10 protein-coding genes are annotated in these 12,912 nt (G+C 33.6%); 1 reads left to right on the top strand and 9 read right to left on the bottom strand.

Translation table 11 applies throughout. The features are described from left to right. Positions 1 to 12: 12 nt before the first annotated feature. From dinB to mutS, 8 genes are all read right to left on the bottom strand, one after another. On the bottom strand, positions 13 to 1,089 hold the full coding sequence (gene dinB / locus JOC59_RS03755; protein WP_205143459.1) for a DNA polymerase IV: 1,077 nt from the start codon (positions 1,087 to 1,089) through the stop codon (positions 13 to 15). Positions 1,090 to 1,217: 128 nt separating this feature from the next. Continuing rightward, on the bottom strand, positions 1,218 to 1,589 hold the full coding sequence (gene yajC, locus JOC59_RS03750) for a preprotein translocase subunit YajC (protein ID WP_205143458.1): 372 nt from the start codon (positions 1,587 to 1,589) through the stop codon (positions 1,218 to 1,220). A gap of 98 nt (positions 1,590 to 1,687) precedes the next feature. Next, a complete protein-coding gene (tgt, locus tag JOC59_RS03745) occupies positions 1,688 to 2,833 on the bottom strand; it encodes a tRNA guanosine(34) transglycosylase Tgt (protein ID WP_205143457.1) in 1,146 nt (381 codons plus the stop codon). A gap of 25 nt (positions 2,834 to 2,858) precedes the next feature. Next, on the bottom strand, positions 2,859 to 3,893 hold the full coding sequence (gene queA / locus JOC59_RS03740; protein ID WP_205143456.1) for a tRNA preQ1(34) S-adenosylmethionine ribosyltransferase-isomerase QueA: 1,035 nt from the start codon (positions 3,891 to 3,893) through the stop codon (positions 2,859 to 2,861). Positions 3,894 to 3,901: 8 nt separating this feature from the next. Beyond that, a complete protein-coding gene (ruvB, locus tag JOC59_RS03735) occupies positions 3,902 to 4,921 on the bottom strand; it encodes a Holliday junction branch migration DNA helicase RuvB (protein ID WP_205143455.1) in 1,020 nt (339 codons plus the stop codon). Between the two features lie 32 nt (positions 4,922 to 4,953). Beyond that, positions 4,954 to 5,556 carry a Holliday junction branch migration protein RuvA gene (gene ruvA / locus JOC59_RS03730; protein WP_205143454.1) on the bottom strand — a complete coding sequence of 201 codons (603 nt, stop codon included), beginning with the start codon at positions 5,554 to 5,556 and terminating at the stop codon, positions 4,954 to 4,956. A gap of 16 nt (positions 5,557 to 5,572) precedes the next feature. Next, entirely contained in the window at positions 5,573 to 7,594 is a 2,022-nt protein-coding gene (gene mutL / locus JOC59_RS03725) for a DNA mismatch repair endonuclease MutL (RefSeq protein ID WP_205143453.1), read from the bottom strand. A 16-nt stretch (positions 7,595 to 7,610) separates the two neighbouring features. After that, a complete protein-coding gene (mutS, locus tag JOC59_RS03720; RefSeq protein WP_205143452.1) occupies positions 7,611 to 10,229 on the bottom strand; it encodes a DNA mismatch repair protein MutS in 2,619 nt (872 codons plus the stop codon). 405 nt (positions 10,230 to 10,634) lie between these two features. Here mutS and JOC59_RS03715 point away from each other — a divergent pair, with 405 nt between their 5' ends. After that, positions 10,635 to 11,612, top strand: a complete 978-nt coding sequence (locus JOC59_RS03715) for a LacI family DNA-binding transcriptional regulator (RefSeq protein ID WP_205143451.1) — start codon at positions 10,635 to 10,637, stop codon at positions 11,610 to 11,612. A 105-nt stretch (positions 11,613 to 11,717) separates the two neighbouring features. On the opposite strand, the gene JOC59_RS03710 is transcribed toward JOC59_RS03715, so the two are convergent. After that, complete coding sequence (locus JOC59_RS03710; RefSeq protein ID WP_205143450.1) at positions 11,718 to 12,725, bottom strand: LacI family DNA-binding transcriptional regulator; 1,008 nt, start codon at positions 12,723 to 12,725, stop codon at positions 11,718 to 11,720. Between the last annotated feature and the right edge of the window lie 187 nt (positions 12,726 to 12,912).

Below are 12,912 nucleotides of genomic sequence, written 5' to 3'. Positions count from 1 at the left end.
GTATAACGTATTTTAGTCAAAAAGTGGCAAATTAATATTTTCAAAGCTAATTGGTGCTAAATTAGTAAATGTTATTCCTAATAATCTAATTGGCTTCTTTAAGCCACCTAATTCATTAAAAAGTATTAGTACTTCTGCCAAGATTATTGTTTCATCTAGTTTATAAAAATCTGGTTTGGTAACACGTTTCGTGACTGTTTCAAAGTCATGATACCGAATTTTCATAACAATTGTTCTACCATGTTTTTCGTATTGCTTTAGTAAATAAACTAGTTTTGTGACCAATTGGTTTAAAACATCATTAGCTCGTTGCTGACTTGTTATCGCTAGCGTAAATGTTAACTCCTTACCAATTGATTTTCGTTCACGTTGCCACATTACAGGGCGTTCATCAATTCCTCGAACATGTTGATATAATTCATAACCTAAACGCCCAAACTTATTTGTGAGCCAGCCTAACTGTTTATGATATAAATCAGCTCCCGTATAGATTTTCTCCTGATACATACTTAATAATGTTTTTTTACCAACACCTCTAAAATCCTCAATAGGTAATTGTTGCAAAAATTCAATGGCATCGTTTGGATGAATAATTACAGTACCAACAGGCTTATTATATTCTGAAGCTAGTTTAGCAATAAATTTATTATAGCTAATTCCTAAAGAACAAGTTAGTGCTAGTTGTTGCCAAATTTCGTCTTGTAACCTTCTTGCTAAATTAACTTCATTAACGATATCCAACTTATTATTCGTGACGTCTAAGTAAGCTTCATCAAAAGCAATCGGTTCAATCATATCAGTATAATGCTGAAAAATATCATGAACTTGTTGCGATACTTTTTGATATTTTGCAAAATTGGGTGTCAAAAAAATAGCATGTGGTGCCAATTTTTTAGCCTCATTGGCACTCATTGCTGAATGAATACCTAACTCTCGTGCTAAATAATTAGCCGTTGCTACCACCCCATGACCATTGGTTAGTCTTGGATCTTTAGCTAACACTAGTGGTACATTTTTTAAATTTGGATTATCGCGCATTTCTACTTGTGCATAAAATGCATCCATATCAACATGAATTATTTTTCGCATTTTCTCACCCCCCTAGTTTTTATCTAATATGCAAAGAAGCGGCTAATTCTTAAAGAATTAACCACTTCCTCATGTATTACAACCACACTTAAATAACAGCATTACTATCAGTTTCAAAAAATTTAAAGCTATTTTTCCGTATTTTCATCCTTTGGTAACACCGTTTTTGTCTTGTCTATCACATTAGTCTCTGTTGTAGTTGTTGCTTCTTTAGTTGGTTTAACCGCTTGATCAACTCCATCATCAATTACACGCGCAATCGCATCTAAGTCAAATACAAGATAAACACCATCCGCATCTAACGTGAAAGTTTTTTCAGTTTGGTTTACTGAATCCACAACACCATGTAGCCGACCAATCGTCACTACATGTGCTCCTGGTTGAAGTTTACTCATCATACTTTCACGATTAGAACGTTGCTTTTTTTGTGAACGATTCATCATGAAAAACATTACAATCATGATTACAACCAAAAAGATTAAATTAAAATTTCCGCTCATTATTTTTTTCCTTTTCTATTTATTAATTACTATACTACTTTAATTGTACCTTAAAATACTAACTATGTGTCATCTCAACTTAAATAATTTAGCCTAATCTAAAAATTCTTAGCATTACTTGCATTAAAGCCGTATTCACTAAAAACTTTTTCTTTAAATTCCAAAACAGCATCGTGCGCAATTGCTACTCGCAACTCTTCCATCATTTTTAATAAAAAGTATAAATTATGATACGATGCAAAATTTTGTGCTAATAATTCATTTGCATTAAATAAATGTCGAATATATGCTCGCGTATAATTTTGGCAAACATAGCAATCACAGTCTTCATCAAGCGGGGTAAAATCAGCTTTATATTTACCATTTTTGATTACCAATCGACCCTTATGAGTCATTACTGTTCCCTTACGGCCAATTCTAGTTGGTAATACACAATCAAACATATCAATACCACGTATTGCTCCATCAATTAATGAGTCAACTGAGCCAACCCCCATTAAATAACGTGGCTTAGTAGGTGGTAGTAATGGCGTTGTAAAATCTAAAACGCGATTCATTTCAATCTTTGATTCACCAACTGATAGACCACCAACTGCATAGCCCGGAAAGTCTAAACTTACTAAATCATGTGCTGATTGCTTACGTAGTTTTTCAAAACCTGCTCCTTGCACAATACCAAAGAGACCTTGATCATTTGGCCGGCGATGCGCTTTTAACCCACGTTCAGCCCATCTTGATGTCCTTTCAACTGATTTTTTTACATAATCATAGGTTTCAAAATAAGGAATCGCCTCATCTAAGCTCATCATAACATCTGAGCCTAAATTATTTTCAATACTCATTGCTTTTTCAGGTGATAAAAACATCACATCACCATTCAAATGATTTCTAAAAGTTACGCCTTCTTCGGTAAGTTTGCGATTACCTGCTAATGAAAAGACCTGAAAACCACCTGAATCAGTCAGAATTGGCTGATCCCAATTCATAAATTTATGTAAACCACCTGCTTGTGCAATTAATTCATCCCCAGGGCGTAACCACAGATGATACGTATTGCCCAAAATAAATTCCGCACCCATTTCTTTCAACTCCCGTGTTGAAATATTTTTAACTGATGCTTGGGTCCCAACAGGCATAAACATTGGTGTTGGATATGTACCATGGGGAGTAATAATTTCACCAAGTCGTGCACCGGTATGCTTATCTTGATGAATCAAACGATACTTAATCGCTGGTTCTGTCATTGTATAACCTCATTATCTCTACTTTTTATTTAATAAACATTGCATCCCCAAAACTAAAGAAACGATACTTTTCTTCAATTGCATGGTGATATGCATTTAAGATATTATCACGTCCTGTAAACGCAGCCACTAACATTACTAATGTCGATTTTGGTAAATGGAAATTAGTAATAAAGCCATCAACAACTGTCCAATTATAGCCTGGTTTAATGAAAATGTCAGTCCAACCAGAATCTGCTTTTAATTCACCTGCAAACTTACTACCAATTGTTTCAAGTGTTCTAATTGATGTGGTTCCTGTAGCAATTATCCTACCACCCTTAGCTTTTACGCTATTAAGCGTATCAGCTGCTTCTTGTGACAGCTGGTAAAATTCACTATGCATTTTATGATCTTCAATATTAGCCTCTTCAACTGGTCTAAATGTCCCTAGCCCAACATGCAGTGTTAATTCTACCAAACTAACCCCTTTTGCTTCCACTTTAGCTAATAGTTCTGGTGTCCAATGTAACCCAGCGGTTGGCGCTGCTGCTGAGCCATTAACCTTTGAATAAACTGTTTGATAGCGTTCTTGATCATTTAATTTTTCTTTAATGTATGGTGGTAAAGGCATTTCACCTAACTGTTCAAGCACTTCTAGAAAAATACCTTGATAACTAAACTTAACCATTCGACCACCATGCTCAAGTTCTTCAGTAATAACGGCTTTTAATTCACCATTTCCAAAACTAATTTCTTGGCCTACTAACAGTTTACGCGCTGGTTTTACCAACGTTTCCCATGTGTCACCTTCAACATTTTTCAATAATAAAACTTCAACATGTCCTTTAGTATCACTTTTTTGGCCATGTAAACGTGCTGGTAAAACACGTGAATTATTCATTACCACGGCATCCCCTGGGTTTAATTGATCAATTATTTCATAAAAATGGTGATCTTCATACTGACCAGTTTTATGATCTAAAACTAATAAGCGGGAAGCATCACGTTGTTTTAATGGTGTTTGTGCAATTAATTCATGTGGTAATTCATAATCAAAATCTTCTAATTGGTATCCCATATTTTTTCTCATTCTTTCATGTTTTGTTGCGTGTAACCTAAATGCCTATAAGCTAGGTCAGTTGCAATTCGGCCTCTTGCTGTTCGTTGAATAAAGCCAGTTTGCATTAAATATGGTTCATACATTGTTTCTAACGTTTCAACTTCTTCACCAATATTTGCTGCCAATGTATTAATTCCAACAGGTCCACCTTGATATTGCACTATCATGGTAGTTAATAATTTAACATCAATAATATCCAACCCCACCTTGTCAACATGTAAAATTTTTAATGCTTCATCAACAATATGCTTATCAATAGCTTCCTTACTAGCAACCTGTGCAAAATCACGTACTCGTCTAAATAATCGATTCGCAATCCGTGGTGTGCCGCGTGATCTTAGCGCAATTTCATAGGCACCATTTTCAATAATTGATGTGTGAAAAATATTCGCTGTTCTCCGTACAATTTCTTTTAAGTCAGCAGCTTGATAATATTCCATATGCGCCATAATACCAAATCGATCCCTTAGTGGTGCAGACAACATACCAGCTCTGGTAGTTGCTCCAATTAGCGTAAAGGGTGGCAATGGAAAATGAACAGGATGTGCTGTTGGTCCTTGACCAATCACAATATCCACAAAAAAATCCTCCATCGCCGAATATAACATTTCTTCAACTTGGGTAGGTAGTCGATGTATTTCATCGATAAACAAAATATCACCTGGTTCTAATTCGTTCAATAAGGCTAATAAATCACCTGTTTTTTCAATCGCTGGTCCAGAGGTTGTTTTTAACCCAACTTCCATTTCATTAGCAATTATCATTGCTAATGTCGTTTTACCTAACCCAGGTGGTCCATAAAGCAAGACATGATCAAGTGATTCTTGGCGCGTTTTAGCAGCTTTAATATAAACTCGTAATTCTTTTTTTAGTGCAGCTTGCCCAATATATTCGTTCAACAATTGTGGTCGTAACGTTTTTTCAACTGATTGTTCTGTTAAATCTGAAACCTGTTGCATTAAAATGGCCTCTTCTTCAGTGTTCATAAATTACCACCTCCTTTCTTCAAATTATTAACTTAACCAATTAATAATTTTAATCCTAAACTTAAATATGCTTGTGTATCTGCCTTTGGCTCTTTTATTAATTGTTTTTCCACACGTTTAATATCTACTTTCCCATACCCCAACGCACTCAAAGCTGCTAAAGCATCCTGTAATTGCACATTTTCACTATTAACAGGTGCATTAATCGAAGTACTAAATAAATCTGGTGAAATACCTGGCATCTCAGTTAACTTTCCCTTTAAATCTAACGCAATTTGCTTAGCTGTTTTTTTACCAATTCCTGGAAATTTCACTAAATACTCAATGTTTTCGCTTTCAATAGCAGTAATTAAGGCAGTATGATCAGTATTTGCTAAAATCGCTAAAGCTGATTTTGGGCCAATTCCAGAAACATTTAAAAGTTTGTTAAAAAGCATTTTAGCTGTAATATTGGTAAAACCATATAATGAAATTTCATTTTCTCGGACAATTTGTTCTACGTAAAGTGTTACTTTTTCTTGTTCATTAAATTCAAATGGATTAACTGTAAAAATTTTATAGCCAATATCATTTACTTCAATAACAACATGTGTTGGTGTCACAATTGTTATTATTCCCTTTAAATAATCGTACAAATTCTTTCCTCACTTTTTAATATGGATGACTATCATAATCTAGCCATGAACTATGGGAATCTTGGATCCGTTTAAACATTTTTTCCATATCCTTAAGGGATAAAGTCACTACAACTGGGCGACCATGGGGACAATTAAATGGATTCTTCGTACTTTTTAATTTTTCAATTAGCGCAATTGCTTGGGCATCATCTAAATGTGTGTTTGCTTTAATAGCACGCTTGCAACTCATCATAATTGCTGCTTTTTCTCTAAACTTAGTAAGATCAATATTGCCATCCCGTAATAACCAATCAATCATCTCACGAATTGTTGCTTCTTCCTGTCCAGCAACGAACCACATCGGGTGCTGATGTACCACAAAACTATTATCACCAAAATCTTCAATTATTAGGCCAACTTGTGCTAATTCGGTTAACTTTTGCTTGATTTTTAAAGCATCTACTAATGGATAGTCTAATACAAGTGGAACTAAAAGTTTTTGTTGTGCATTTCCTTGATGAATAATTTCTTCACGATAGTACTCGTAATTAATTCGTTCCTGAGCTGCGTGTTGATCAATTAGATATAACCCAGCCGGCCCTTCCGCAAATAAAAAGGTGCCAAACATTTGTCCAATAAAGCGTAAATTCGGAAATTTTTCAACTTGTGCTAATTCATTATTGTTAAGCATTCCAATTGAGTCAATATCTTCATTTAAAGTAAGCTGTTTTGTTTTCAAGTCAGTTACAATTGATTTAACTGAGGCTTTATTTGTTGCCATTTGCTGATTTAAGGGTACTTGATAACGCTTTTTAAAAGCTTTTACTTCTGTTCGTTCCAAATCAGCAATTGTTTTTATAATAATAGGTTGCACTGGTTTAGTATCACTGGTTAATATCGAATTTGTTGCTTGCCATTGTTCATCCTTTTTTTCTGATTGTTTTAAATCATTTTCATCAGACACCGTTATTTGATGATGCTGTGAAACTTGATTTAATCTTTCAATAAACGTTATATCATTTTTCGGACTTGTTGCTTGTTTTAAATTTTGATAGCCATCAGGCATTAAATTCAATGTTGCCAAACGTTCTTGCACTACGCTTGTCAATAATTCCATTAATTGACTTTCTTGACTCAGCCGTACTTCTTGTTTAGTAGGATGCACATTGACATCAACTAATAACGGATCCATGTTTATCGAAATCACAGCCAGCGGATAACGCCCAACCATTAACCTTGATCCATAGCCAGTTAATAGGGCTTTAACTAATTGATAATTTTTAATATAGCGGCCATTAATTAAAATCGAAATATATTCTCTGGAAGCCCGTGTTAATTCTGGAAGTGAAATAAAGCCACTTACTTTGAAGTCTATATTTTCAGTTTCAATTGTCAACATTTTTTGTGCATTTTTTAATCCATAAATATTAGCTATTACTTGCTGTACATTTCCATTACCCGCTGTTTTTAATAATTGATGATCTTCATGTTTTAAATTAAAGGCTATATTAGGATAACTTAATGCCAAGCGATTAACAATATCTACAATTTTGCTTAATTCCGTATTCGGTGTCTTCAAATATTTTAATCTTGCAGGCGTATTAAAGAAAAGATTCTTAACTACGATGGCTGTTCCAACACGTGCGGGTGCACTTTTTTTTATTATTATTTGTCCACCCTTAATATTAATAAGCATCCCTGGTTTATCTTTTACTGCCGTCGTCATAGTTACATCAGCAATTGCCGCAATACTTGGTAGTGCTTCACCTCTAAACCCTAACGTTTTAATCTTAAATAAATCAGTACGATTGACAATTTTAGATGTTGCATGCCGTCGAAATGCTAATTCAACTTCATCTTGACTAATTCCAAAGCCATTATCTATGATTTCAATTTTTTTAATACCTGCTTCTTCTAATAAAATATCAATCTGCGTAGCATGTGCATCAATTGCATTTTCCATCAGCTCCTTAACGACTGAGGCGGGGCGTTCAATTACTTCACCTGCAGCAATTTGATCCGCTAAAATTGTCGTTAATTCATGAATTTTTTGCATACAACCTCCTGTTTTACTATATTTTTTTCTGTAGTTCGGATAAATAATTAAGCGCAGCTAATGGCGTTGTTTCCGCTAAATTGACAGCTTTTAATTGCGTAATTACTGCTAGTTCATTAGCCGTTAAAGTGCTTTCCGAACTAAATAAATCTAATTGATTCTGACTTGCTTGCCCAACTTTACTTAACTTCTGCTCAGTACGTTTTGAACCTTCTTTGGTCACGTCACTATCTAATTTAGTTGATATTACTGTTTGGCTGTGTGCTTCCAAATTTTTTAGAATTGAATCAGCCCGATTTAATAGGTTAAGTGGCATTCCTGCTAGTTTAGCAACATTAATTCCATAGCTTTGATCCGCGGCTCCTGCTTCCATTTTATGCAGAAATACTAATTCGCCATCTTGTTCAATTGCGCCCACATGCATATTTGTCAACTCTGATAATTCAGTACTTAAAGTGGTTAATTCATGATAATGCGTACTAAATAATGTTTTAGCATGAATATTATTATGCACATATTCAATAATTGCTTGCGCTAGTGCCATACCATCATAAGTTGCTGTTCCCCGGCCTAATTCATCAAATAAAATCAAAGAATTAGCAGTTGCATGTTGTAAAGCATTGTTGGCTTCAGCCATTTCAACCATAAAAGTTGAATTACCAGAAATTAAATCATCGGCTGCACCAATTCGTGTAAATATTTGATCAAAAATTGGCAAGGTTGCATTATTTGCTGGTACAAATGAACCAATTTGCGCCATAATAATAGTTAACGCTAGTTGACGCATATAAGTTGACTTCCCAGACATATTTGGTCCCGTAATCAACATGATATTTTCATTTTGCGGCATGACAATATCGTTAGGCACGTAGCTTTGTTTCCCTAAAACCTTTTCTACAACTGGATGCCGACCATTTTCAATCTTTAATTGATGATTATCATTAAAAGTTGGTTCAATAAAATGATTATCTTGGGCAACTACAGCAAAACTTTGTAAAACATCTAGTTGGGCAATTGCTTGTGATAGAGACTGTAAACGTTTAATATTATTTTTAACAGTATCGCGAATTTCAGTAAAAAGCGAATACTCTAGTATAGTCGATTTTTCTTGTGCTTCTAGTATTAAAGCCTCTCGTTGTTTTAATTCTGGTGTACTAAATCTTTCTGCATTAGTTAGCGTTTGCTTCCGTTCATATCGATTAGGATCTAATTTAGCTATATTTGCTTTAGTGACCTCTATATAGTATCCAAAAACCCGGTTATAGCCAATTTTTAAACCATTAATTCCAGTGACCTCACGCTCTTTAGCTTCTAACTCAGCCAACCATTGTTTGACATTTTTCATCACATCGCGATATTGATCAAGTTGCTGATTGTAACCGTTTTTAATTACACCACCTTCAGTAACCGATAATGGTGGTTCATCAACAATGGCTTTTTCAATCAATTGTGCTACGTCAGCAACTGGATCTAATTGCTCATTAGTCACTTTAAAGATTTCACTATTTAATTGTAAAATTGTCTGCTTTATTGCTGGCACTTCTGATAAACTTGTTTTCAATTGAATTAAATCCCTACCATTTACGGCTCCAAAAGCAACTCGCCCTGCAAGTCGTTCTAAATCGTATACTTTAATCAAATGGTCTTGTAGTGTATTTCTAATAAAAAAATCTTCTAGTAAAGCACGTACTTTGGTTTGACGAGCCTTAATTAACTCAGCACTAATCAATGGCCGATCAAGCCATTGTTTCAGTAACCGGCCACCCATAGCTGTTTTTGTTTGATCAAGCACCCATAGAAGTGTCCCCTTTTTCTTACCAGTTCGAATATTTTGTGTTAATTCCAAATTATAGCGACTATTATGATCTAATTTTAAAAAACGCGATGGCTCATAAACCACTACCTGTTGTAGATGATCGAGAGCTCGTTTTTGGGTTATCGTCAAATATGTGACTAAATAGCCCACTACTGTTTTTACCAATTTATTCTCAACATGTTGACTAAGGAAACTAAGTTCTGCTGTCTTTACAATTTTTAACTGTTTTGAAATCATAATACCAATTTTTTTTAACTTTTCCATAAATGATATTGTCAATGTATCATTAGTAATAATTTCTTTAGTCTGTAAGTTTAAAATTTCATTCAAAACTTGATCTTCATTAGCCAACACAGTTGCTTTTTGTTCACCGGTTGATAAATCAGCATATGCGAAACCAAATTGTTGATTCTCATATATAATTGTAGCAATATAATTGTTATTTTTAGCATCCGTTGTTTTATTTTCCAACTTAGTTCCAGGTGTTACTAATTGAACAACATCACGTTTAACCATACCATCAGTTTGCTTGGGATCTTCTAATTGTTCAACAATTGCAACCTTATATCCTTGATCAACTAAAATATCAATATAATTTTGTGCAGCATGGTGTGGTACTCCTGCCATCGGAATTGGGTTTTCAGCATTTTTATTTCGAGTTGTGAGCGTTAGTTCCAGTAATTGCGAGCCTTTGATGGCATCATCATTAAATAATTCATAAAAATCACCTAAACGATAAAATAAAAAAGCATCCGGATATTGTGCTTTTATTGCATTATATTGTTGCATCATTGGAGTTTCTTTTGCTTTTTTTACCATTGTTTACTGCCTTTTCGTTCAAATTTAATCCATACTATTTTAGCATTTTTTTTTAATTTTTTCAGCTACTGATAATTAGTAACCAAGTGACCAGTTTAATTGTTCAAATATCATCTAACTAAAAATTACGATAAATTATCTTCATTATCAATGAACATGTTACATGGGTATCCGAAAAAAGTAAAAATGAAGTAAACCCCCGATATTGAATTTTGGTCCAATGTCGGGGGTTTACTTCAAAAAAGAAACTTGGCTATCTTTTTTGATTTCGCTTACATTGTAAGTCTACCACATTTTTTAACTTTAAGTTTAACGTTAAACCTAAAACTAAAAAATATCTTAGTTGTCTCATTTCATGTTAAACTAAATGCCAGTATATTTAAGATAACGTAAGGGAAAATATTTATGACTAAAAAAAAGCCAACTATTTTAGACGTAGCTCAACTGGCCAACGTTTCTAGAACAACTGTTTCAAGATATTTAAATCAAAACTATAGTAAAATGTCCCTAGCAACTAAGTTGACAATTGAACAAGCTATTAAACAATTAAATTATCAAGTAAATCAATCAGCTCGTGCTTTAAAAACAAATCGTACCCATTTAATTGGTTTAGTTATGGCTGATGTAACAAATTTTTATGCCTCATTGGTTTTTAAAGGTGTTGCTGATTTATTCAGTTCCTTCAATTATCAAATTATTATGCTTAATTCAAATGAAGATGCCCTACAAGAACAAAAAAACATCTCGCAACTTCTCCAATTTCAAGTTGATGGCCTTTTAATTCAACCAGTTACAAAAAATACACCATATTATGAATCAATTACCATTCCAACAGTATTTATTGATCGTCCGTTAGCTAGTTCCCATCTTGCTCAAGTTGTTACTGATAATTATCTTAAATCTCAAGAATTAGCGCAAAAAGTTGTTACTTTTGGTTATCATCAATTTATTATTTTGCATCAAAAAAATAGTAATAGTGCGCGAGACCTACGAATTCAAGCGATCAATGATGTTGCTTTGCAAAATAATATTAAAACAACCATCTTCTATACTGATGATGACCTTCAACATTTGCTAAAACTTTTAATACAATCACCCAAAACAGCCATTTTTGTGTTAAAAGGACCTGATGTCTTAAAAACACTAGCTTTTTTTCATGCCCATAATTTTAACATTCCAAATAATATTGGTATGGCCACTTTTGATGATTGGAATTGGACTAATTTTACATTTCCAAAAATTGAAAAAATTCAACAAGACCCTACTAAGATTGGCTTCATAGCGGCAAAATTACTTCATCAAAACATTACTAGCCCTCGATTAAATAGCAACAGTCATATTATCGTGCCAAGTGTATTAATCACTGGCAATTCATTAAAATAGTGTTGATACGACTTTCATAAATCGTAAATAAAAAGCGTGATCTATCGACAACTTAGTGTCCTTAATCTCACGCTTTTTCACTATTAATTTGTAATTAATTTTCACTTACGGTTGAGTAAAGCTTTTACGATATATTAATTCACAATTTAATAAAATCATTTGCTTACTATGATCTGGAAATAGAATTGTATCCCGTAATGTGTTGATTGCGACACGTCCCAACTCATTGACATTTATTCTGAACGTTGTCAACGGTGGTGCGACATATTTAGCTAATTCAATGTCATTAATACTGATAATTTCAACATCATCTGGTACAATCACACGTTCTTCATTAAATGCTTGTAAAACACCTACAGCTAATGCATCAGAAGCAATTAGTAAAGCCTGTGGTAATTCTTTTTTACCATTGCTATTCATAAATATTTGATGTCCCATTTGATAGCCACTTTCAACTGAAAATGTATCACCAATAAATACTTTTTCTGCATCATAAATATTTAATTCGCGCATATGACTTTCAAAATATTTTTTTCGTGCATCATCTATTTGTTCATTAAGCTGATTAGTTTTGGTATTCCAATATCTACCACCTACAAAGCCAATTTTATCAATTCCTTTTTTTCGAAATAGCTCGATTGCTTGTTGTGTCATCGCTTCTAGATTGGGCTGAACTGAGTTAAATAATCTAGGATTAGGATTTGAGTCAACAAAGATTCCGTTAGAAGTTAACCTACTAAGTTGCTTAATTTGAGAATCATTGAAGTAACCAATCGCAATATAGCCATTTGTTCGTGGTGAGATATCATCAATTTCACGATAAAATTTTAGTACCATATTAGCAATTTTTCCTGCATTCATAATACTTTCACGCAAGTTAGTATAATAAATATCTTCCAATTCTTTCCGTGGTTGTACCGAAAAAATAACTGCTATTTCATATTGGGTACCAGATTGCTTATTTTGCTGATAATAATTAAGATTACGAGCAACGGTCAAAATTTTTTTACGTGTCACTTCAGAAACTGAAAATGTTGGATCATTATTTAAAAGGCGAGAAACTGTTGCCGGCGAAAAGCCTGCTTTAGTAGCTATTTCTCTAATAGTCGTCATATGGCTCACTCCTTTCATACATAAATTCTCTAAAATGATACCGCTTTCATTAATCCTAGCATAAATTTTACTTATATACATAGTTTTATTTCAAATTTAACTAAATTATCTAAACAACTGTAACTTTTGTTTACCAACATTTAGTAATTTACCAAAAGAAAACGCTTACAAAAATCTGAATATAAGG

The sequence above is a fragment of the Periweissella beninensis genome (assembly GCF_016908275.1).
Classification (GTDB): Bacteria; Bacillota; Bacilli; order Lactobacillales; family Lactobacillaceae; genus Periweissella; species Periweissella beninensis.
Note: the sequence above shows the minus strand (reverse complement) of the source record. Positions and strands in the feature narration are given on the sequence as shown.

What these genes read in the sequence shown, in the direction of transcription:
- mutS (WP_205143452.1), bottom strand. Translation starts at nt 10,229, where the DNA reads ATGGTAAAAAAAGCAAAAGAAACTCCAATGATGCAACAATATAATGCA.
- JOC59_RS03710 (WP_205143450.1), bottom strand. Translation starts at nt 12,725, where the DNA reads ATGACGACTATTAGAGAAATAGCTACTAAAGCAGGCTTTTCGCCGGCA.
- mutL (WP_205143453.1), bottom strand. Translation starts at nt 7,594, where the DNA reads ATGCAAAAAATTCATGAATTAACGACAATTTTAGCGGATCAAATTGCT.
- queA (WP_205143456.1), bottom strand. Translation starts at nt 3,893, where the DNA reads ATGGGATACCAATTAGAAGATTTTGATTATGAATTACCACATGAATTA.
- tgt (WP_205143457.1), bottom strand. Translation starts at nt 2,833, where the DNA reads ATGACAGAACCAGCGATTAAGTATCGTTTGATTCATCAAGATAAGCAT.
- ruvB (WP_205143455.1), bottom strand. Translation starts at nt 4,921, where the DNA reads ATGAACACTGAAGAAGAGGCCATTTTAATGCAACAGGTTTCAGATTTA.
- yajC (WP_205143458.1), bottom strand. Translation starts at nt 1,589, where the DNA reads ATGAGCGGAAATTTTAATTTAATCTTTTTGGTTGTAATCATGATTGTA.
- JOC59_RS03715 (WP_205143451.1), top strand. Translation starts at nt 10,635, where the DNA reads ATGACTAAAAAAAAGCCAACTATTTTAGACGTAGCTCAACTGGCCAAC.
- dinB (WP_205143459.1), bottom strand. Translation starts at nt 1,089, where the DNA reads ATGCGAAAAATAATTCATGTTGATATGGATGCATTTTATGCACAAGTA.